The organism is Hydrogenophaga sp. (assembly GCF_030656115.1).
In the GTDB taxonomy this organism is placed as follows: Bacteria; Pseudomonadota; Gammaproteobacteria; order Burkholderiales; family Burkholderiaceae_C; genus Hydrogenophaga.
Genome location: NZ_JAUSOO010000017.1, coordinates 1 through 1,209 on the forward strand (window position 1 = coordinate 1; position 1,209 = coordinate 1,209).

The following is a 1,209-nucleotide window of genomic DNA, read 5'->3' on the forward strand; positions in this document are numbered from 1 at the left end:
AGCGCCCCGCCAAGAACGCACGCATCACCATTTACTCGGCACGTCCGGGCGTGGTGATCGGCAAAAAGGGCGAGGACATTGAGAAGCTGAAGAAAGAACTGGCTGCCAAGTTGGGCGTGCCGGTTGCAGTCAACATCCAAGAAGTGCGCAAGCCCGAGATCGATGCCAAGCTGATCGCCGACTCGATCACGCAGCAGTTGGAAAAGCGCATCATGTTCCGTCGCGCCATGAAGCGTGCGATGCAAAACGCCATGCGTCTGGGTGCCCTGGGCATCAAGATCATGTCGTCGGGCCGTCTGAACGGTATCGAAATTGCACGCTGCGAGTGGTACCGCGAAGGCCGTGTGCCATTGCACACCCTGCGCGCCGACATCGACTACGGCACGTCCGAAGCCAAGACCACCTACGGCATCATCGGTGTCAAGGTCTGGGTCTACAAGGGCGACACCCTGGGACGCAACGATGCGCCCGTGGTGGCCGAGGCACCCCGCGCCGAAGAAGAGCGCCGCCCACGTGGTCCACGCCGTGAGCGTCCAGCAGGTCCGCCTGCCCGCGCTGCGGTGCGCCGCCCTGGCGCCAATGCCGCACCGGCCGATGGCAGCGACAAGCCTGCTGAAGCCACCGGTACCGAAACCACACCCGCCGTTAAGCGCGTTCGCAAAGACGCACCCGCATCTGCAGCTGCGGACGGCAAAGGAGAATAACTATGTTGCAACCTGCTCGCCGCAAGTACCGGAAAGAGCACAAAGGCCGCAACACGGGCGTCGCCACCAGTGGCGCCACCGTGGCTTGCGGTGCCTTCGGTCTGAAGTCCACCGATCGCGGTCGCCTCACGGCCCGCCAGATCGAAGCCGCACGCCGTGCGATTTCCCGTCACGTGAAGCGTGGTGGCCGTATCTGGATTCGCGTGTTCCCGGACAAGCCGATTTCCAACAAGCCTGCCGAAGTCCGTATGGGCAACGGCAAGGGCTCGGTTGAGTACTATGTGGCTGAAATTCAGCCTGGCAAAGTACTCTATGAAATCGTGGGTGTTCCGGAGCAGCTGGCACGTGAAGCATTCACGCTGGCCGCCGCCAAACTTCCGTTGCGCACCACGTTTGTGACGCGCTTGCTGGGTCAGTGATTCAGGAGACCATGATATGAAAACTACTGAACTGCGCCAGAAGGATGTGGCCGGCCTCGAGGCCGAAGTGAAATCGCTGCAAAAGG

At 61.6% G+C, this 1,209-nt stretch carries 2 protein-coding genes; both read left to right on the forward strand.

The genetic code is table 11. The features are described from left to right. Window positions 1-704 (forward strand): 30S ribosomal protein S3 (rpsC, locus tag Q7J58_RS01985; protein ID WP_304822679.1); only part of this gene is annotated, 704 nt, incomplete at its 5' end. A 2-nt stretch (window positions 705-706) separates the two neighbouring features. Beyond that, window positions 707-1,123 (forward strand): 50S ribosomal protein L16, encoded by a 417-nt coding sequence (gene rplP / locus Q7J58_RS01990; protein WP_304822682.1) that lies wholly within the window; start codon window positions 707-709, stop codon window positions 1,121-1,123. Window positions 1,124-1,209: the final 86 nt, after the last annotated feature.